The organism is Streptomyces sp. NBC_00727, from assembly GCF_045161745.1.
In the GTDB taxonomy this organism is placed as follows: domain Bacteria; phylum Actinomycetota; class Actinomycetes; order Streptomycetales; family Streptomycetaceae; genus Streptomyces.
Genome location: NZ_CP108981.1, coordinates 4,245,473 through 4,261,918 on the forward strand (window position 1 = coordinate 4,245,473; position 16,446 = coordinate 4,261,918).

19 protein-coding genes, 4 tRNA genes and 1 pseudogene are annotated in these 16,446 nt (G+C 70.5%); 17 read left to right on the plus strand and 7 right to left on the minus strand.

The window, feature by feature from the left end; genetic code table 11:
• Positions 1-84: 84 nt before the first annotated feature.
• From OG242_RS19170 to OG242_RS19185, 4 genes are all read left to right on the plus strand, one after another.
• The gene (locus tag OG242_RS19170; protein WP_405899338.1) at positions 85-549 is read left to right on the plus strand and encodes an MscL family protein; all 465 of its coding nucleotides are present in this window, start codon (positions 85-87) and stop codon (positions 547-549) included.
• Positions 550-743: 194 nt separating this feature from the next.
• Positions 744-1,607: a zinc metalloprotease HtpX gene (gene htpX, locus OG242_RS19175; RefSeq protein WP_405899339.1), complete on the plus strand. Its 864-nt coding sequence runs from the start codon at positions 744-746 to the stop codon at positions 1,605-1,607.
• On the plus strand, positions 1,604-1,996 hold the full coding sequence (locus OG242_RS19180) for a YccF domain-containing protein (RefSeq protein WP_405899340.1): 393 nt from the start codon (positions 1,604-1,606) through the stop codon (positions 1,994-1,996). The genes htpX and OG242_RS19180 overlap by 4 nt, the downstream gene beginning before the upstream one ends.
• A gap of 91 nt (positions 1,997-2,087) precedes the next feature.
• Positions 2,088-2,360 carry a GlsB/YeaQ/YmgE family stress response membrane protein gene (locus OG242_RS19185; protein ID WP_405899341.1) on the plus strand — a complete coding sequence of 91 codons (273 nt, stop codon included), beginning with the start codon at positions 2,088-2,090 and terminating at the stop codon, positions 2,358-2,360.
• Between the two features lie 2 nt (positions 2,361-2,362).
• Here the strand turns inward: OG242_RS19185 and OG242_RS19190 are convergent, their stop codons facing one another.
• The 3 genes and pseudogenes from OG242_RS19190 to OG242_RS19200 all read right to left on the minus strand — a co-directional run bounded on the left by OG242_RS19190 (position 2,363) and on the right by OG242_RS19200 (position 4,243).
• Positions 2,363-3,022 (minus strand): alpha-ketoglutarate-dependent dioxygenase AlkB family protein, encoded by a 660-nt coding sequence (locus tag OG242_RS19190; protein ID WP_405899342.1) that lies wholly within the window; start codon positions 3,020-3,022, stop codon positions 2,363-2,365.
• A gap of 92 nt (positions 3,023-3,114) precedes the next feature.
• Positions 3,115-3,609, minus strand: a pseudogene (locus OG242_RS19195) (methylated-DNA--[protein]-cysteine S-methyltransferase); the annotation flags it as partial.
• A 145-nt stretch (positions 3,610-3,754) separates the two neighbouring features.
• On the minus strand, positions 3,755-4,243 hold the full coding sequence (locus OG242_RS19200) for a YajQ family cyclic di-GMP-binding protein (protein ID WP_405899343.1): 489 nt from the start codon (positions 4,241-4,243) through the stop codon (positions 3,755-3,757).
• A 215-nt stretch (positions 4,244-4,458) separates the two neighbouring features.
• Between OG242_RS19200 and OG242_RS19205 the strand changes: the two genes are divergently transcribed.
• Positions 4,459-4,540: transfer RNA gene (locus OG242_RS19205), tRNA-Tyr, on the plus strand.
• Positions 4,541-4,588: 48 nt separating this feature from the next.
• Here OG242_RS19205 and OG242_RS19210 read toward each other — a convergent pair.
• Both OG242_RS19210 and OG242_RS19215 read right to left on the minus strand, forming a co-directional pair.
• On the minus strand, positions 4,589-5,245 hold the full coding sequence (locus OG242_RS19210; protein WP_405899344.1) for an SDR family oxidoreductase: 657 nt from the start codon (positions 5,243-5,245) through the stop codon (positions 4,589-4,591).
• 34 nt (positions 5,246-5,279) lie between these two features.
• A complete protein-coding gene (locus OG242_RS19215) occupies positions 5,280-6,536 on the minus strand; it encodes an amidohydrolase family protein (protein ID WP_405899345.1) in 1,257 nt (418 codons plus the stop codon).
• Between the two features lie 214 nt (positions 6,537-6,750).
• On the opposite strand from OG242_RS19215, the gene OG242_RS19220 reads away from it, so the two are divergent.
• The 8 genes from OG242_RS19220 (at position 6,751) to OG242_RS19255 (ending at position 11,556) form a co-directional block, all read left to right on the plus strand.
• A tRNA-Thr gene (locus tag OG242_RS19220) sits at positions 6,751-6,823 on the plus strand.
• A gap of 45 nt (positions 6,824-6,868) precedes the next feature.
• A tRNA-Met gene (locus tag OG242_RS19225) sits at positions 6,869-6,941 on the plus strand.
• An 88-nt stretch (positions 6,942-7,029) separates the two neighbouring features.
• Positions 7,030-7,194 carry a 50S ribosomal protein L33 gene (gene rpmG, locus OG242_RS19230; RefSeq protein WP_003956487.1) on the plus strand — a complete coding sequence of 55 codons (165 nt, stop codon included), beginning with the start codon at positions 7,030-7,032 and terminating at the stop codon, positions 7,192-7,194.
• Positions 7,195-7,327: 133 nt separating this feature from the next.
• Entirely contained in the window at positions 7,328-7,780 is a 453-nt protein-coding gene (locus OG242_RS19235) for a MaoC family dehydratase N-terminal domain-containing protein (RefSeq protein WP_018519332.1), read from the plus strand.
• Positions 7,780-8,208, plus strand: coding sequence for a MaoC family dehydratase (locus OG242_RS19240; RefSeq protein ID WP_405899346.1), 429 nt, complete (start codon positions 7,780-7,782; stop codon positions 8,206-8,208). The genes OG242_RS19235 and OG242_RS19240 overlap by 1 nt, the downstream gene beginning before the upstream one ends.
• Positions 8,209-8,344: 136 nt before the next feature.
• On the plus strand, positions 8,345-8,896 hold the full coding sequence (locus OG242_RS19245; RefSeq protein ID WP_405901660.1) for a TetR/AcrR family transcriptional regulator: 552 nt from the start codon (positions 8,345-8,347) through the stop codon (positions 8,894-8,896).
• 81 nt (positions 8,897-8,977) lie between these two features.
• Positions 8,978-10,429 carry a DHA2 family efflux MFS transporter permease subunit gene (locus tag OG242_RS19250; protein ID WP_405899347.1) on the plus strand — a complete coding sequence of 484 codons (1,452 nt, stop codon included), beginning with the start codon at positions 8,978-8,980 and terminating at the stop codon, positions 10,427-10,429.
• Between the two features lie 71 nt (positions 10,430-10,500).
• Positions 10,501-11,556 carry a UDP-N-acetylmuramate dehydrogenase gene (locus OG242_RS19255; protein ID WP_405899348.1) on the plus strand — a complete coding sequence of 352 codons (1,056 nt, stop codon included), beginning with the start codon at positions 10,501-10,503 and terminating at the stop codon, positions 11,554-11,556.
• 132 nt (positions 11,557-11,688) lie between these two features.
• Here the strand turns inward: OG242_RS19255 and OG242_RS19260 are convergent, their stop codons facing one another.
• Complete coding sequence (locus OG242_RS19260) at positions 11,689-12,711, minus strand: adenosine deaminase (RefSeq protein WP_405899349.1); 1,023 nt, start codon at positions 12,709-12,711, stop codon at positions 11,689-11,691.
• Positions 12,712-12,953: 242 nt separating this feature from the next.
• On the minus strand, positions 12,954-14,180 hold the full coding sequence (locus tag OG242_RS19265; RefSeq protein WP_018519324.1) for a pyridoxal phosphate-dependent aminotransferase: 1,227 nt from the start codon (positions 14,178-14,180) through the stop codon (positions 12,954-12,956).
• A 225-nt stretch (positions 14,181-14,405) separates the two neighbouring features.
• Between OG242_RS19265 and OG242_RS19270 the strand changes: the two genes are divergently transcribed.
• The 4 genes from OG242_RS19270 (at position 14,406) to rplK (ending at position 16,384) form a co-directional block, all read left to right on the plus strand.
• Positions 14,406-14,478 (plus strand) — tRNA-Trp (locus OG242_RS19270).
• 106 nt (positions 14,479-14,584) lie between these two features.
• The gene (gene secE, locus OG242_RS19275) at positions 14,585-14,869 is read left to right on the plus strand and encodes a preprotein translocase subunit SecE (protein ID WP_405899350.1); all 285 of its coding nucleotides are present in this window, start codon (positions 14,585-14,587) and stop codon (positions 14,867-14,869) included.
• 71 nt (positions 14,870-14,940) lie between these two features.
• Entirely contained in the window at positions 14,941-15,774 is an 834-nt protein-coding gene (gene nusG / locus OG242_RS19280) for a transcription termination/antitermination protein NusG (RefSeq protein ID WP_405899351.1), read from the plus strand.
• Between the two features lie 175 nt (positions 15,775-15,949).
• Positions 15,950-16,384, plus strand: a complete 435-nt coding sequence (gene rplK, locus OG242_RS19285; protein WP_010058817.1) for a 50S ribosomal protein L11 — start codon at positions 15,950-15,952, stop codon at positions 16,382-16,384.
• Positions 16,385-16,446: the final 62 nt, after the last annotated feature.

Sequence of the window (16,446 nt, forward strand, 5' to 3'; positions counted from 1 at the left end):
TGCCCCCGGCCGCCCGCACAGGGCAGGGTCATGCCCGCGTACGGGCGCGTACGACCTTCACATCACCACAGAGGAGCCAGAGCAGTGCTGAGCGGGTTCAAGGACTTCATCCTGCGCGGAAACGTCATCTCCATGGCGGTCGGTCTCGCCGTCGGAGCCGCGTTCACCGCAGTCGTCACCGGGTTCAGCAACGGCTTCATCGTGCCGCTGATCGGCATCATCACGCGCGGAACCGGTGACTTCAGCAAGGCGCACTTCGTGGTCGACGGCGTGAACTTCCCGTACGGCCTGTTCATCAGCGCCGCGATCGCCTTCATCATCACCGCCGCCGTCCTCTACTTCGGCGTCGTCATGCCGATGGCCAAGGTCCAGGACCGCTTCACCGCCAAGAAGGCGAACGAGCCCGTCGACATCAAGGCCGCCCTGCGCGACTGCCCCCGCTGCTACACCGAGATCCCGGCCATCGCCTCCCGCTGCGCCCACTGCACCAGCGAGGTCGAGCCCGACCCGGCGGCCGTGGAGCTCGCGAAGCTCCCCGTCCAGCGCTGAGCGCTTCGCGCGCCTCCACCCGTACGGCCCAGAGCCCGCCCCGCGCGTACAGCGGGGACGGCCTGGGCCGTACGGCCGTCCGCACCAGGGAACTCGCTCCCGCCGCCTGGCGTTGACCAGTACGGGAGGCTCCACTGGGGAGTGGAGCCCCACCCAGCAAGGGTTCCCCTGCTGCACGATTTGGAGGGCGTACCGTGCACCGCCGGCACAACGGGCTGAGAACCGCCGTACTCCTCGGGGGCCTGTCCGCACTCATCATCGTCATCGGCAGCTTCTTCGGACGTACGGGCCTGATCGTCGCCCTCCTGGTCGCGATCGGCACCAACGCGTACGCGTACTGGAACAGCGACAAGCTGGCGCTGCGGGCCATGCGCGCCCGCCCGGTCAGCGAGTTCGAGGCGCCCCAGCTCTACCGCATCGTCCGCGAGCTCTCCACGTCCGCCCGCCAGCCCATGCCCCGCCTCTACATCTCGCCGACCCAGGCCCCCAACGCCTTCGCGACCGGCCGCAACCCGCGCAACGCGGCGGTCTGCTGCACCGAGGGCATCCTGCGGCTGCTGGACGAGCGCGAGCTGCGCGGCGTCCTCGGCCACGAGCTGAGCCACGTCTACAACCGGGACATCCTCATCTCCTCGGTCGCCGGCGCCCTGGCCTCCGTCGTGATGTTCCTGGTCAACTTCGCCTGGCTGATCCCGGTCGGCCGCTCCAACGACGACGAGGGCCCCGGCCTCCTCGGCATGCTGCTGATCATGATCCTGGGCCCGCTCGCCGCGTCCGTGATCCAGCTCGCCGTGAGCCGCTCCCGGGAGTACGAGGCGGACGCCTCGGGTGCCCGGCTGACCGGCGACCCGCTCGCCCTGGCCGGCGCCCTGCGGAAGCTGGAGGCCGGGACGCAGCAGCTCCCGCTGCCACCGGAGCCGAGGATCGAGACGGCGAGCCACATGATGATCGCCAACCCGTTCCGCGCGGGGCAGAGTATGTCCAGGATGTTTTCCACCCACCCGCCGATGGCGGAGCGCATCGCCCGACTCGAGCAGATGGCAGGTCCTCGCCCGTGAAAACCATTCTGAACGTCATTTGGCTGATCCTGTGCGGATTCTGGATGTTCCTCGGCTATCTGCTCGCGGGAGTCCTGCTCTGCATCACGGTCATCGGCATCCCCTTCGGCCTGGCCGCCTTCCGGATCGGCGTCTACGCCCTGTGGCCCTTCGGGTACCGGGTCGTCGACCGCCGGGACGCGGGCGGACCGTCCTGCGTGGGCAACGTGCTCTGGCTCGTCCTCGCAGGCTGGTGGCTGGCGCTCGGCCACATCACCACCGGCATCGCCCTGTGCCTCACGATCATCGGGATCCCCCTGGGCATCGCCAACTTCAAGCTGATCCCGGTGTCGCTCATGCCCTTCGGCAAGGAGATCGTCAGGACCGACGAGCAGTTCGCCGGCTGGTGACCGACCCGGGGCCGACAGCCCCGCCACGCAACCGCCCGCCCCTCACCCGCGTCTTGGATTTCAGGACAGAGGGACGGGTAGGTTCGCACGCATGACCATAATCGGCTGGATCATTCTCGGGCTCGTCGCGGGCGTCATCGCCAAGATCCTGCTGCCGGGGCGCGACCCCGGCGGCCTGGTGGGCACGACCCTCATAGGCGTCGTCGGCGCCTTCCTCGGTGGCTGGATATCGTCGCGCTTCCTGGACCGCGAGATCACCAAGGACTTCTTCGACCCGGCCACCTGGGTCGCGGCCATCGGCGGCTCGCTGGTCCTGCTGATCGCCTACCGGCTGCTCTTCGGCAACTCCCGCGAACGGCGCTGACGTCAGCCCCTCAGCCCCGTCTCACGCAACGTCACATTGAGCCGGCCACCGCTCATCCCCGTACCGGGAGGAGCGGTGCCGGGCCGGACCGCGGGCACCCCGTGGAACGCCCGGCGCGACGGCCCGCCGAACACGAACAGATCCCCGGACACCAGCTCCACGTCCGTCCACGGCCTGCCCCGCCCCTCCGTGTTGCCGAAGCGGAAGACACACGTGTCGCCGATGCTGAGCGACACCACGGGCGCCCCGGACCGCTCCTCGTTGTCCTGGTGCATGCCCATCCGGGCGGTGCCGTCGTAGAAGTTCACCAGCGCGGCGTCCGGCTCGTACGTCTCCGGACCGCCCTCCGGCCCGTACGCCTCCGCGACCGCCGCCCGCCCGAGATCCGCCAGCCACGCCGGAAAAGGGTCCACCGGCGCCCCGTTCACGTCGTCCGCCGTACGGGAGTAGCGGTACGGCTGCCAGTGCCACCCCAGGCACACCGTCCGCACCGACATCACACCGCCGCCCGGCAACGCCGTCTGCCGCAGCGGTACGGGCCCGCGCGCCCATTCCCGGCACGCCGCCACCAACTCCCGCTGCCGCTCCGGCGACAGCCAGTCGGGCACATGCACCGCCCCCGGCGCGACGACCGCGCGCGACCGGGGAAAGAGCCCGTCCATCAGCGCGCGACGAGGGCGGCGCTGTCGAGCCCGGGGAGCCGATCCTGACGCTGCGCGGCGCCGTCGAGCCCCGGCAGCCGTTCCTTACGCCGCAGGGCGCCTTCGAGCCCCAGCAGCCGTTCCTTGCACTCAAGCCCGCCCGCGTACCCGCGCAGCGCGCCGTCCGCACCGATCACCCGGTGACACGGCCGCACGACCAGCAGCGGATTGCGCCCGATCGCCGTGCCCACGGCCCGCACCCCGGCGCCGCTCGCGCCGACCCGCTCGGCGATCTGCCCGTACGAGACCGTCTCCCCGTACGGAACGCCCTCCAGGGCCGCCCAGACCCGCCGCTGGAACTCCGTGCCCCGGCCCTGCGCGTACACCAGCTCGAAGCGCGTCCTGCGCCCCCCGAAGTACTCCCGCAGCTGACCGGCGACCCCCGCGAACGCCGAGGGCGCGCGCACCCAGCCGTCCTGGATCACCGCGGCGCCCTTCTGGCCGGGCAGGGAGAGCGAGACGAGCGCGATGCCCGCCGCCCCCGGGGCCTCTTCCCCGACGAGCAGCAGTTCACCCAACGGGCTCTCGACCGTCGCGTACATGGTCATGACCGGTCCCTCTCCTCGTCCGTACGACCGGCCGGAACGCCTGCCGCCACGGACCAGTCTGCTGCGCCCGAACCGCCGCGACCGGCGGTATTCGGACATGCAGTCCGGGTGCGGAACGGAATCCTCCGCACCCGGACCCCACGTTCTAGCGGTAGTTCGCGAACTGCACGTCGAAGTCGAAGTCCTGCGCCTTCAGCAGCGCCTGCACGGCCTGCAGGTCGTCCCGGCTCTTCGAGGTGACGCGCAGCTCCTCGCCCTGGACCTGGGCCTTGACACCCTTGGGGCCCTCGTCGCGGATGATCTTCGCGACCTTCTTGGCGTTCTCCTGGGAGATGCCCTCCTGGATCGAGGCGAACAGCTTGTACTCCTTGCCGGACAGTTGCGGCTCTCCGGCGTCCAGCGACTTCAGCGAGATCCCGCGCTTGATCAGCTTGGACTGGAAGATGTCGAGGATGGCCTTGACCCGCTCCTCGCCGTTCGCCTCCATCAGGATCTTCTCGCCGGACCACGCGATCGAGGCGTCCGTGCCCTTGAAGTCGTAACGGGTGGAGATCTCCTTGGCGGCCTGGTTGAGGGCGTTGTCGACCTCCTGCCGCTCGACCTTCGAGACGATGTCGAAACTGGAGTCGGCCATGACGTGTGGCTCCTTGGATCGGGGGTGCGGGGATGGACGTGCGTGGCGCGGCGGCCGCGTGACCCGCGGGCCCTGCCGCCCGGCAAAGCCTAGCCACCCAGGGGCGCCCGGGCCGCCGAACAATCCGGTGGCGTAGCACCCTCGGTCATCAGGTATTGTTTACGTCGTTGCCAGAGAGCGCCACGGGAAACCGGGACTCGAAGGCGGCATCCCTTGGCGGTGTGCCCGAGTGGCCAAAGGGAGCAGACTGTAAATCTGCCGGCTCAGCCTACCCAGGTTCGAACCCTGGCGCCGCCACAAGCAAGGCCCCCGTCCTTCGGACGGGGGCCTTCTTCGTTGTCCGGGTCAGTTCCCGGCGATGTCCTTCACCGCGACCGCCAGCGGTACGTTGCCCGCGATCAGTTCGAGGGTCAGGCCCGCCGTGGCCGGGGTGTCCAGGAGTTCCAGGAGTGCCGCCGCCACGTCGTCGCGCGGGACCGGGCCCCGGCCCGTGGACGCGGCGAGCAGGACCTGGCCGGTGCCCGCGTCGTTGGTGAGCATCCCGGGGCGCAGGATCGTCCAGTCCAGGCCGGAGCGGGACCGTACGTCCGCGTCCGCCGCCCCCTTGGCCCGCAGGTACACGTCGAACACCTCGTCCCCGGCGTGGTCCGGGTCCGCGCCCATGGACGAGACCACGACGTAGCGCCGCACCCCCGCCCGCTCCGCCGCGTCCGCGAACAGCACGGCCGCGCCGCGGTCCACGGTGTCCTTGCGGGCCGTGCCGCTGTTGGGGCCCGCACCGGCCGCGAAGACCGCCGCGTCGGCGCCGCGCAGCACCTCGGCGGCCTCCTCGACCGTGGCCGATTCCAGGTCCAGCACCACGGGTTCGGCGCCCGCCTTCCGGAGGTCCTCGCTCTGTTCTGGATTGCGGATGATGCCGGCCGCCTCATCCCCGCGTGCAGCGAGCAGCCGCTCCAGCCGCAGCGCGATCTGACCATGTCCACCTGCGATGACAATGCGCATGCAACCGACGGTACGCCGGAGCGGGCCGCCGCGCTCACGGCCCGCCGGTGGATTCCGGCCGTCCCTGGCGGGGAAGACCCGGCCCGCCCCCGGCCTCCGAGTCGCAGTACTCGCGCACCGCGCTGGTACGGGCGACCACCCGGCCCCGGTGCACCACGATCCGGCTGTACGCGAGCGACAGCGCGCCGGCGAGCCCTTCGCCGCGTACGGCGAGCAGTTCGGCCGGGAAGCCCGCCTCGACGCGGACCTCGGGCAGCCCCATGACGTGCCGGGCCTCGGCGGAGACCGCCGCGTAGGCGTCCTCGGGGCGCAGTCCGCCCTGGGAGGCCAGCAGGAAGGCCGCCTCCAGCGGGTCGCCGCGTCCCACCGGGTTGGCCGGGTCGCGCAGGGCCCCGCTGCCGGCCGCGAGCCGGACCCCGGCGTCGCGCAGCAGCCGTGCGGGGGCGGTGCCCTGGTGTTCCGCGCCGCGGCAGGGGCCCTGGGGGAGGCAGGTCACGTTCACGCCGGCGGCGGCCAGCCGGCCCGCGATCCGGGCCGCCGCGTCGACGGGGAGGCGGGAGAGGCCCGCGCAGGGGCCGATGGTGACCTCCTGGCGCATGCCGCCGGCCAGCGAGGCGAACCGGGCCAGCCGGGCGGGGTCGTCGCCGTCCGTGTGCAGGTCCACCGGGCAGCCGTGCTCGGCGGCCACCTCCAGGACGGCTTCGACGTAGCCGGACGGGTCCGGGTCGAGGTCGGGGCAGCCGCCGACCGCACCGGCGCCCATCTTCACCGCGTCGCGGAGCATGGCCAGGTTGCCCGCTCCGGCCACGCCGGTGAGCAGCCGGGGGACGGCGACCGGGGCCAGGTCGGCCAGGCCGCGCAGGGAGCGCCGGGCCTGGAGGACGGCTTCGAGCGCCGCCAGGCCCTGTACGTCGCCGATCCGTACGTGGGAGCGCAGTGCCGTCGCGCCGTGGCCGAGCTGGAGCAGGGCGGCCTCGGTGGCGCGGCGCTGGATGTCCTCGGGGTGCTGGGAGGCGGGCCCGGCGCCGTCGGCGGTGAGGGCGGTGTCGCCGTGGGCGTGCGGCTCGGCGGGCGCGGGGAGCAGGAGGTGGCCGCGCAGGTCGAGGCGGGCTCCGGGGGCGGTGAGGCTGCCCGCGGTGCCGACGGCCTCGATGCGGCCTCCGCAGACCCGTACGTCCACGACGCGGCCGTCGGCGAGGCGGGCGCCGGAGAGCGTCAGCGCGGAGGCCTCCGGGGCGCCGGTGGTGTCGGCCGCGCGGTCGTCGGGCTGCCGCGGCTGGCTGTCGGGCATCGTGCTCCTGGGAAGGGGTCAAGATCACGCAGAGTGAGAAGAGCCTAGGGGCGTGCCCCGCCCGGTTCGAGGAGGAGCGCAATAGTCGTACCGGTGCGGCCTTGCTGATCAGCGGTGTGCGGGAGTCCGGAGCGGGGTACGCGACGGGGTCGGCAGGGCGCCGCGAAACGGATTTGGGCGATCGGCGACCGAGCGTGTAATGTCTTCATCGCTCGCCCCAATAGCTCAGTCGGTAGAGCGTCTCCATGGTAAGGAGAAGGTCTGCGGTTCGATTCCGCATTGGGGCTCTGGTGACCGGTTAACCCCGCCTCGGCGGGGGGTCCAGTCATCAAAGCGGTGTAGCTCAGTCGGTAGAGCAAGCGGCTCATAATCGCTGTGTCACCGGTTCAAGTCCGGTCACCGCTACTAACAGTAGCCGATTGTGGGGTCGGTCCTTCGATCGGCTACTCTTTTATGCGTTCATCCGTCCATCGTCCGTCCAAGGAGCACTCACGTGGCTGCCACCGACGTCCGCCCGAAGATCACGCTGGCCTGCGTGGAGTGCAAGGAGCGGAACTACATCACCAAGAAGAACCGGCGTAACAACCCGGACCGTCTTGAGATGAAGAAGCACTGCCCGCGCTGCAACTCGCACACCGCGCACCGCGAAACGCGCTGAATCAGGCTCGTACACGAGGCCGTCCCCTTCGGGGGGCGGCCTCGTGTCGTTGTGCGGCGGGTGTGGCGTTGAATGGTGCCGGACGCCGCCACAGGCCGGCCCAGTCGTTCTTTCATCAGGAGGTTGCGAGTTCATGGCGCTCGACCAGTCCTTCGTGGGACGGACCTATCCGCCCACCGCGCCGTACGAGGTCGGACGGGAGAAGATCCGCGAGTTCGCCGAGGCCGTGGGCGACGCCCACCCCGCGTACACCGACCCCGAGGCCGCAAAGGCGCTCGGCCACGCCGATGTGATCGCGCCGCCGACCTTCGTGTTCTCGATCACTTTCAAGGCCGCCGGCCAGGTCATCGAGGACCCCCAGCTGGGTCTGGACTACAGCCGGGTGGTGCACGGCGACCAGAAGTTCGTCTACGTGCGCCCTGTGTGCGCGGGGGACCGGCTGTCGGTCACCTCGACGATCGAGGCCGTGAAGTCCATGGCGGGCAACGACATCCTGGACGTGCGGGGTGATGTCCACGACGAGTCCGGTGAGCTGGTCGTGACCGCCTGGACGAAGCTGGTGGCGCGCGCCGCCGAGGAGGCGTGATGACGGCGAAGGTGAGTTACGAGGCGGTCGAGGTCGGCACGGAGCTGCCGGCGCGGTCCTTCCCCGTCACCCGGGCGACGCTCGTGCAGTACGCGGGTGCCTCGGGCGACTTCAACCCGATCCACTGGAACGAGCGCTTCGCGCGCGAGGTCGGGCTGCCCGATGTGATCGCGCACGGCATGTTCACGATGGCCGAGGCGATCCGGGTGGTCACGGACTGGGCCGGCGACCCCGGAGCGGTCGTGGAGTACGGCGTGCGCTTCACGAAGCCCGTGGTGGTCCCGAATGACGACAAGGGCGCGCAGATCGAGGTCAGCGGCAAGGTGGCCGCCCTGCTCGACGACCGGCGGGTGCGGGTCGACCTGACGGTCATGAGCGACGGCAAGAAGGTCCTGGGCATGTCCCGGGCCGTGGTGCAGCTCGCCTGACACCGGCGCGAACGGCCTGAGGTAAGGGGCACGGTCCATGGGCCGTGCCCCTTACTCGTGCCCCTGCTCGCGACCCGCTCCACCACCCCGGTTGACAAAGTTAGTGATTGAGCAATAACTTTGGAGCATGGCAAGGATGAGTGCGGACGAGCGACGCGAGAGCGTCATCCGGGCGGCGATCACCGAGTTCGCCCGCGGCGGGTACAGCGCCACCTCCACCGAGGCGATCGCCAAGCGTGTGGGCGTCTCGCAGCCGTACCTCTTCCGCCTCTTCCCCAACAAGCAGGCGATGTTCCTCGCGGCGGCCGAGCGCTGCCTCCTGGAGACGCGGCAGGTGTTCGAGAAGGCGGCCGACGGGCTGGAGGGCGAAGAGGCGCTCCACTCGATGGCCCGTTCCTACCAGCGGCTGATCGCCGACGACCCCGACAAGCTGCTCATGCAGATGCAGGTGTACGCGGCCGTCGCCGCCGCCGAGGCGGCCGGTGACCACGCGTTCGGCGAGTCGGTGCGGGCCGGCTGGCTGGAGCTGTTCGACTCCGTCAACCTCGCACTCGGCGCCGATGCCGGCGACGCCACCACGTTCCTCGCGTACGGCATGCTCGCCAATACGCTGACCTCGCTCGGCTTCCCGGCCGGACACCGGATCTGGTCCGGTTTCTACGCCTCCGCCCGGCCGGCCACCGCCTGACGACGCTCCACCCGGGTTCGGCCCGGTTTTCTGCCCGCGAAAGTTAGTCATCAATAACTAACCAACTCTCCAGGGGGAGCAGTGAACCAGCAAACGACCGGCCGCGCAGGAGCGGCCTGGGCACTCGTCATCACCAGCGTCGCCGGCTTCATGGCGGCCCTCGACAACCTCGTCGTCACCACCGCCCTGCCGTCCATCCGCGAGAGCCTCGGCGGAGAGATGGAGGAGCTGGAGTGGACGGTCAACGCCTACACGCTGACCTTCGCCGTCCTGCTGATGTTCGGCGCCGCCCTCGGTGACCGCTTCGGCCGCCGCCGGCTCTTCCTCACCGGGCTCACCGTCTTCACCGGAGCCTCCGCCGCAGCCGCCCTCTCGCCCGGCATCAACGAACTGATCGCCTTCCGCGCGGTCCAGGGCGTCGGCGCCGCGATCATGATGCCGCTCACGCTCACCCTGCTCACGGCCGCCGTGGAACCCGCCCGCCGCGGCATGGCGCTCGGCATCTTCAGCGCCGCGACCGGCCTCGCCGTGGCCAGCGGACCCCTGATCGGCGGCAGCCTCACCGAGCACATCTCCTGGCAGTGGATCTTCTGGCTCAACGTGCCGGTCGGCCTGCTCCTGCTGCCGCTCGCCCGCTTCCGCCTCGCGGAGTCGTACGCCCCCGGCGCCCGGCTCGACATCCCCGGCACCCTCCTGGTCAGCGGCGGCCTCTTCGGGATCGTCTACGGCCTCGTCAACGCCAACGCCGACGGCTGGACCGACCCGACCGTCCTCACCTCGCTCATCGCCGGCACCGCGCTCATCGGCGCCTTCATCCGCCACGGCTTCCGCGGCCGCAAGCCCATGCTGCCCATGCGCCTCTTCCGGGACCGCGGCTTCTTCGGGATCAACATCTCCAGCATGCTGATGTACCTCGGGATGTTCGGCTCGATCTTCCTGCTCAGCCAGTACCTCCAGGGCGTCCTCGGCTACTCGCCCACCGAGGCCGGACTGCGGATGCTGCCCTGGACCGGGATGCCGATGCTCGTCGCCCCCATCGCCGGAATGCTCTCCGACCGCTTCGGCGGGCGTCCGGTGGTCGTCACGGGCCTCGCCCTCCAGGCGGCCGGTCTCGCCCTGTTCGCCATGGCCATCGCCCCGGACGCCTCCTACGTCTCGCAGCTGCCCGGCCTGATCGTCGGCGGCATCGGGATGGCCCTCTACTTCGCACCGGCCGCCAGCCTGGTGATGTCCAGCGTCCGCCCCGGTGAGCAGGGCATCGCGTCCGGCGCCAACAACGCCCTGCGCGAGGTCGGCGGCGCCCTCGGAGTCGCCGTACTCACCACCGTCTTCGCCTCGCAGGGCGGCCTCGAATCCGCCCGGTCCTTCACTGACGGGACCGTGCCGGCCGTCTGGATCGGCTCCGGAGTCGTCGCCCTGGCCGCGCTCGTCGCCCTGATGATCCCCGGCCGCCGCGCCGCGAAGTCCGAGCCCGCCACGGAGGCGGCCGAGGCCGCGGAGCCCACCGAGGAGCGGGTCTCCGTACCCGCCTGACGCGCCCCGTACACCCGAAACGGTCCGTGGCCCCGCCCAGCGGTGGGGCCACGGACCGTACTCTTGTCCCCGTGCAGGAACTCCACGACGCCCCCCTCGCCCCCCTGACCACCTTCCGGCTCGGCGGCCCCGCCACCCGGCTGCTCACCGCCACCACGGACGCCGAGGTCGTCGACGCCGTGCGCGAGGCCGACGACAGCGGCACTCCGCTCCTGGTCATCGGCGGCGGCAGCAACCTGGTCATCGGCGACAAGGGCTTCGAGGGCACCGCCCTGCGCATCGCCACCAAGGGCTTCGTCCTCGACGGCGGCTCCCTGGAACTGGCCGCCGGCGAGGTCTGGACCGACGCCGTCGCCCGCACCGTGGAAGCCGGCCTCGCGGGCCTCGAATGCCTGGCCGGCATCCCCGGCTCCGCGGGCGCGACACCGATCCAGAACGTCGGCGCGTACGGGCAGGAGGTGTCCTCCACCATCACGGAGGTCGTCGCCTACGACCGGCGCACCCGCGAAACGGTCGTCCTGCCCAACTCCGAGTGCGACTTCTCCTACCGGCACAGCCGCCTCAAGGCCGAACCCGACCGGTACGTGGTGCTGCGCGTCCGCTTCGGCCTGGAGGAGTCCGGCGGACTCTCGGCGCCCCTGAAGTACCCCGAGACCGCGCGGGCCATGGGCGTCGAGGAGGGTGACCGCGTTCCCGCGGCCGCCGCCCGCGAAACCGTCCTCCGGCTGCGCGCAGGCAAGGGCATGGTGCTCGACCCCGAGGACCACGACACCTGGTCGGCCGGGTCCTTCTTCACCAACCCGATCCTGGAACAGGCCGAGTTCGACGCGTTCCTGGCCCGGGTCGCGGACCGGCTCGGCCCCGAGGTCGCACCCCCCGCCTTCCCGGCCGGTGAGGGCCGCACCAAGACCTCCGCCGCCTGGCTCATCGACCGGGCCGGCTTCACCAAGGGCTACGGCACCGGACCCGCCCGCATCTCCACCAAGCACACCCTCGCCCTCACCAACCGGGGCGCTGCGACCACGGAGGACCTGCTCGCGCTGGCCCGCGAGGTCGTCGACGGGGTGCACGCCGCCTTCGGCGTCACCCTCGTCAACGAACCGGTGACGGTGGGCGTGAACCTGTAGGGCCCACGGGTGGGTCCGCCCCGGTCGCCCCGCAGCCCGCCGACGACCCGCTGCTCGACCCGCCCCAGCCGCTCGACGACTTCGCCGCGTCCCTGGCCCGCACTCTGCTCCGGGGCCTGGCGGACTGAGGGCTCAGGCCACCGGCTCCGCGAGCCATGTGTCGACCCCCGCCAGCAGCTCCGCCCGCACCGGCTCGGGCGCCGATGACCCCCGTACCGACTGGCGGGCCAGCTCGGCCAGCTCCTCGTCCGTGAACGCGTGGTGGCGGCGCACCAGGTCGTACTGCGCGGCCAGCCGGGAGCCGAAGAGCAGCGGGTCGTCCGCGCCGAGCGCCATCGGCACCCCGGCGTCGAACAGGGTGCGCAGGGGTACGTCGGCGGGCTTCTCGTAGACGCCGAGCGCCACGTTCGACGCGGGGCACACCTCGCAGGTCACCCCGGCCTCCGCCAGCCGGCGCATCAGCCGGGGGTCCTCCGCCGCCCGCACGCCGTGCCCGACCCGGGCCGCGTCGAGGTCGTCCAGGCAGTCCCGGACGCTGGAGGGGCCCGACAGCTCGCCCCCGTGCGGAGCGGCGAGCAGGCCGCCCTCCCGGGCGATGGCGAAGGCCCGGTCGAAGTCGCGGGCCATCCCGCGCCGCTCGTCGTTGGAGAGGCCGAAGCCGACGACGCCCCGGTCCGCGTATCGCACGGCGAGGCGCGCGAGGGTCCTGGCGTCCAGCGGGTGCTTCATCCGGTTCGCCGCGATGACCACCCGGATCGGCAGCCCGGTCTCGCGCGAGGCGGCGTCCACCGCGTCCAGGATGATCTCGATCGCCGGGATCAGCCCGCCGAGCAGCGGCGCGTACGAGGTGGGGTCGACCTGGATCTCCAGCCAGCCCGACCCGTCCGCCACGTCCTCCTGGGCGGCCTCGCGCACGAGGCGCTGGATGTCCTCGGGGGCCCGCAGGCAGGACCGGGCGATGTCGTAGAGCCGCTGGAAGCGGAACCAGCCCCGTTCGTCCGTCGCACGCAGTTTGGGCGGCTCGCCGCCGGTCAGGGCCTCGGGCAGCCGCACCCCGTACTTGTCGGCGAGTTCCAGCAGCGTCGTGGGCCGCATCGACCCGGTGAAGTGCAGGTGCAGGTGGGCCTTGGGCAGCTGCCGGACATCACGTTCCATGGCCGATCGCCTTCTGTAGCTGTTACGCTCCGCACTGTGCCGAAAGGCCGCGGGCAGGGCTTGTCCGTCGTATGGCCTGTGTGCGCATACGAGAAGCCCCCTTCGCAGGGGGAGGAGTCACTGCAAGATCCTGCCGCAAGGATCTCGGACCAGGCAGCCGGATTCACCGAACGAGGGCTTGCCTGAACGCATAAGCGGGCCCTCGGCCGAGCCGGGGACCCGCTTATGCGCATGGCGAGGCGTTACGCCTTCGCCTCGCCCAGCAGCTTCTGGAGGCGCGAGACGCCCTCGACCAGGTCGTCGTCGCCCAGCGCGTACGACAGGCGCAGGTAGCCCGGCGTGCCGAACGCCTCGCCCGGGACGACGGCCACCTCGGCCTCGTCCAGGATCAGCGCCGCGAGCTCCACCGAGGTCTCCGGGCGCTTGCCGCGGATCTCCTTGCCGAGCAGCTCCTTGACCGACGGGTACGCGTAGAACGCGCCCTCGGGCTCCGGGCAGAACACGCCGTCGATGTCGTTGAGCATCCGCACGATGGTCTTGCGGCGCCGGTCGAACGCGGTGCGCATCTCGGCGACCGCGTCCAGGTTCCCGGAGATGGCGGCCAGCGCGGCGGCCTGCGAGACGTTGGCGACGTTGGACGTGGCGTGCGACTGGAGGTTGGTCGCGGCCTTCACGACGTCCTTGGGGCCGATGATCCACCCGACGCGCCAGCCGGTCATCGCGTACGTCTTGGCGACGCCGTTGACCACGATGCACTTGTCGCGCAGCTCGGGCACGATCGCCGGGAGCGAGGTGAACTTCGCGTCGCCGTAGACCAGGTGCTCGTAGATCTCGTCGGTCATCACCCACAGGCCGTGCTCGACGGCCCAGCGGCCGATCGCCTCGGCGTCCGCCTCGCTGTAGACCGCGCCGGTCGGGTTCGACGGGGAGACGAACAGGACGACCTTCGTACGCTCGGTGCGGGCGGCCTCGAGCTGCTCGACGGAGACCCGGTAACCGGTGGTCTCGTCGGCCACGACCTCCACCGGCACGCCGCCGGCCAGCCGGATCGACTCGGGGTAGGTGGTCCAGTACGGGGCCGGGACGATGACCTCGTCGCCCGGGTCGAGGATCGCGGCGAACGCCTCGTAGATCGCCTGCTTGCCGCCGTTGGTCACCAGGATCTGGGAGGCGTCGACCTCGTAACCGGAGTCGCGCAGCGTCTTCTCCGCGATGGCGGCCTTGAGCTCGGGGAGCCCGCCCGCCGGGGTGTAGCGGTGGTACTTCGGGGTGCGGCAGGCCTCGACCGCGGCGTCGACGATGTAGCCGGGCGTCGGGAAGTCGGGCTCGCCGGCACCGAAGCCGATCACCGGACGGCCGGCGGCCTTGAGGGCCTTGGCCTTGGCGTCGACGGCGAGGGTGGCGGACTCGGAGATGGCACCGATGCGGGCGGAGACCCGGCTCTCGGACGGAGAAGTAGCAGCGCTCATGCCCCCCATGCTCGCAGACCGTTTTCCGCGTCGGCACAGGGGTTTCAGGGACCGGACAGCACTCGGACAGCATGCGGACAGGAAGGGGCCAGGAGCGGTCAGGAGCTTTCTGTTCGACGCCGGGCCGCTGAGCACGTACACTCTCCTGTCGTTGGCCTTCACCAGCCGCGCCGTTCCTGCACTCGGGTCATCCGGGAACATGCGGTAGGTTGGTGGAATCCACAAAGGGTCGTAGCTCAATTGGTAGAGCACTGGTCTCCAAAACCAGCGGTTGGGGGTTCAAGTCCCTCCGGCCCTGCTACACACTCCTTCGCCAGGATGTGTGCGCATGTACGTACTTCAATGCACCGCCGTGCGGCTCCACCGGGCGCGGCACGGCCATGACCCGGAATCAGGTGAGAAGCGTGACGGACGCCGTGGGCTCCATCGACAAGCCTGATGCCGAGGACGAGGCCCCCGAGTCGAAGAAGACCCGGAAGGGCGGCAAGCGCGGAAAGAAGGGCCCTCTGGGCCGTCTCGCGCTCTTCTACCGCCAGATCATCGCGGAGCTGCGCAAGGTCGTCTGGCCGACGCGCAACCAGCTGACGACGTACACCAGTGTGGTGATCGTGTTCGTAGTCGTCATGATTGGCCTCGTAACCGTGATTGACTTCGGATTCGCGCGGGTCATCAAGTACGTCTTCGGCTGATCCACGCGAAGGGCGCCTGATGGGCGCCCCTTTCGCATGTTCCACCCATTTGTATCCAGGAAGAAGCCACCGTGTCTGACCCGAACCTGAACGACGCCGTCGAGCCGACGGCGGGCGCCTTCGAGTCCGCCGAGGACGAGCTCGACATCGTCGAGGCGGCGGACGCCGAGGAGTCGGACCAGGCCGAAGCCGCCGACACCGACACCGACACCGACGAGGCGCCCGAGGCCGCCGCCGAGGAGACCGAGGTCGCGGCCGACGTGGAGGAGGCCGAGCCGGCCGAGCCCGTCGACGCCGTCACCGCCCTGCGCGAGGAGCTCCGCACCCTCCCGGGCGAGTGGTACGTCATCCACACGTACGCCGGTTACGAGAAGCGTGTGAAGGCCAACCTGGAGCAGCGCGCCGTCTCGCTGAACGTGGAGGAGTTCATCTATCAGGCCGAGGTGCCTGAGGAGGAAATCGTCCAGATCAAGAACGGCGAGCGCAAGAACGTCCGCCAGAACAAGCTCCCGGGCTACGTCCTGGTGCGCATGGACCTGACGAACGAGTCCTGGGGCGTCGTCCGCAACACCCCCGGCGTCACCGGCTTCGTGGGCAACGCCTACGACCCGTACCCGCTGACGCTGGACGAGATCGTCAAGATGCTCGCTCCGGAGGCCGAGGAGAAGGCCGCCCGCGAGGCCGCCGAGGCCGAGGGCAAGCCGGCTCCGGCCCGCAAGGTCGAGGTCCAGGTGCTGGACTTCGAGGTCGGCGACTCGGTCACCGTCACCGACGGCCCGTTCGCGACGCTGCAGGCGACGATCAACGAGATCAACGCCGACTCGAAGAAGGTCAAGGGCCTCGTCGAGATCTTCGGTCGCGAGACCCCGGTCGAGCTGAGCTTCGACCAGATCCAGAAGAACTGAGCTTTCCGCTCGCTTCTGGACACATGCCTACCGAGCAGGTCAGACAGGCTGTCGAAGCCGGTCTGACCTGCTTGGTTTTTGGTCGCGCAGCTATACCCGTTATCGTTGTGCGGTATGCCTGCATCCGGATGACCGGATGACGGCGAAAACTCTCACTAGGACCCGGAGAGAGCACATGCCTCCCAAGAAGAAGAAGGTCACGGGGCTTATCAAGCTCCAGATCAACGCCGGTGCGGCCAACCCGGCCCCGCCGGTCGGCCCCGCACTGGGTCAGCACGGCGTCAACATCATGGAGTTCTGCAAGGCCTACAACGCCGCGACCGAGTCGCAGCGTGGCATGGTCGTGCCGGTGGAGATCACGGTCTACGAGGACCGCTCCTTCACCTTCATCACCAAGACTCCGCCGGCCGCCAAGCTGATCCTCAAGGCCGCGGGTGTGGACAAGGGCTCCGGCGAGCCGCACAAGACCAAGGTCGCCAAGCTGACGGCCGCCCAGGTCCGCGAGATCGCCACGACGAAGCTCCCCGACCTGAACGCCAATGACCTCGACGCCGCGTCGAAGATCATCGCCGGTACCGCCCGTTCCATGGGCATCACGGTCGAAGGCTGATTCAGCCCCACCCCCTCAGTGGTAGGACCAAGCGCTGGTCCGCACCACGACTCCACACTCTG

What these genes read in the sequence shown, in the direction of transcription:
- OG242_RS19210 (WP_405899344.1), bottom strand. Translation starts at nt 5,245, where the DNA reads ATGCGCATTGTCATCGCAGGTGGACATGGTCAGATCGCGCTGCGGCTG.
- OG242_RS19260 (WP_405899349.1), bottom strand. Translation starts at nt 12,711, where the DNA reads ATGGAACGTGATGTCCGGCAGCTGCCCAAGGCCCACCTGCACCTGCAC.
- OG242_RS19240 (WP_405899346.1), top strand. Translation starts at nt 7,780, where the DNA reads ATGACGGCGAAGGTGAGTTACGAGGCGGTCGAGGTCGGCACGGAGCTG.
- OG242_RS19235 (WP_018519332.1), top strand. Translation starts at nt 7,328, where the DNA reads ATGGCGCTCGACCAGTCCTTCGTGGGACGGACCTATCCGCCCACCGCG.
- OG242_RS19185 (WP_405899341.1), top strand. Translation starts at nt 2,088, where the DNA reads ATGACCATAATCGGCTGGATCATTCTCGGGCTCGTCGCGGGCGTCATC.
- rplK (WP_010058817.1), top strand. Translation starts at nt 15,950, where the DNA reads ATGCCTCCCAAGAAGAAGAAGGTCACGGGGCTTATCAAGCTCCAGATC.
- OG242_RS19245 (WP_405901660.1), top strand. Translation starts at nt 8,345, where the DNA reads ATGAGTGCGGACGAGCGACGCGAGAGCGTCATCCGGGCGGCGATCACC.
- OG242_RS19215 (WP_405899345.1), bottom strand. Translation starts at nt 6,536, where the DNA reads ATGCCCGACAGCCAGCCGCGGCAGCCCGACGACCGCGCGGCCGACACC.
- OG242_RS19200 (WP_405899343.1), bottom strand. Translation starts at nt 4,243, where the DNA reads ATGGCCGACTCCAGTTTCGACATCGTCTCGAAGGTCGAGCGGCAGGAG.
- OG242_RS19190 (WP_405899342.1), bottom strand. Translation starts at nt 3,022, where the DNA reads ATGGACGGGCTCTTTCCCCGGTCGCGCGCGGTCGTCGCGCCGGGGGCG.
- OG242_RS19265 (WP_018519324.1), bottom strand. Translation starts at nt 14,180, where the DNA reads ATGAGCGCTGCTACTTCTCCGTCCGAGAGCCGGGTCTCCGCCCGCATC.